Origin of the sequence: Pseudoalteromonas sp. NSLLW218 (genome assembly GCF_015864775.1) — a bacterium.
In the GTDB taxonomy this organism is placed as follows: Bacteria; Pseudomonadota; Gammaproteobacteria; order Enterobacterales; family Alteromonadaceae; genus Pseudoalteromonas.
In genome coordinates this window covers 1-1,186 of sequence record NZ_JADYWO010000032.1, presented here as the reverse complement: position 1 = coordinate 1,186, position 1,186 = coordinate 1, and the positions used below count along the sequence as shown (strand labels likewise).

Here is a 1,186-nt window from a genome sequence, read left to right as displayed (position 1 = left end):
ATTACGCTACGATAGTTGCTACAACACCAGCACCTACAGTACGGCCACCTTCACGGATAGCAAAACGAAGACCTTCATCCATCGCGATTGGTGCGATTAGAGTTACTGTCATCTTGATGTTATCACCAGGCATTACCATTTCTACGCCTTCTGGTAACTGTACGTCACCCGTTACGTCAGTTGTACGGAAGTAGAACTGTGGACGGTAACCTTTGAAGAATGGAGTATGACGACCACCTTCATCTTTCGAAAGTACGTATACTTCTGAAGTGAATGTAGTATGTGGGTTGATTGAACCAGGCTTAGCTAGTACTTGACCACGTTCAACGTCTTCACGTTTAGTACCACGTAGAAGTGCGCCGATGTTTTCGCCAGCACGACCTTCGTCTAGAAGTTTACGGAACATTTCAACACCAGTACAAGTAGAACGAGTTGTATCATTGATACCAACAATTTCTACTTCGTCATTGATGCGGATGATACCAGCTTCAACACGACCAGTTACAACTGTACCACGACCCTGGATTGAGAAAACGTCTTCGATAGGCATGATGAATGGCTTATCGATGTCACGCTCTGGCTCTGGGATGTAAGAATCAAGTGCATTTGCAAGCTCAACAATCTTATCTTCCCACTCTTTCTCGCCTTCTAACGCTTTAAGCGCAGAACCCGCGATTAGAGGTAAGTCATCACCTGGGAAATCGTATTCTGAAAGAAGTTCACGAACTTCCATTTCTACTAGTTCAAGTAGCTCTTCGTCATCAACCATGTCACATTTGTTCATGAACACGATGATGTAAGGAACGCCAACTTGACGAGAAAGAAGGATGTGCTCACGCGTTTGTGGCATAGGGCCATCTGTCGCAGCAACTACTAAGATCGCGCCGTCCATTTGAGCAGCACCAGTGATCATGTTTTTAACATAATCGGCGTGACCAGGACAATCTACGTGTGCGTAGTGACGTGTAGGTGTATCGTATTCAACGTGAGACGTTGAAATAGTGATACCACGTTCGCGCTCTTCTGGAGCGTTATCGATTGATGCGAAATCTTTAGCAACACCGCCGTATACTTTTGCAAGTACGTTAGTGATTGCTGCAGTTAGTGTAGTTTTACCGTGGTCAACGTGGCCGATTGTACCAACGTTTACGTGCGGTTTTACGCGTTCAAACTTTTCTTTTGCCAT

1 protein-coding gene is annotated in these 1,186 nt (G+C 45.2%); it reads right to left on the bottom strand.

All coding sequences use genetic code 11. From position 1 onward, the window contains the following. Window position 1 precedes the first annotated feature (1 nt). Entirely contained in the window at window positions 2-1,186 is a 1,185-nt protein-coding gene (gene tuf / locus I6E80_RS20310; RefSeq protein ID WP_024596766.1) for an elongation factor Tu, read from the bottom strand.

What these genes read in the sequence shown, in the direction of transcription:
- tuf (WP_024596766.1), bottom strand. Translation starts at nt 1,186, where the DNA reads ATGGCAAAAGAAAAGTTTGAACGCGTAAAACCGCACGTAAACGTTGGT.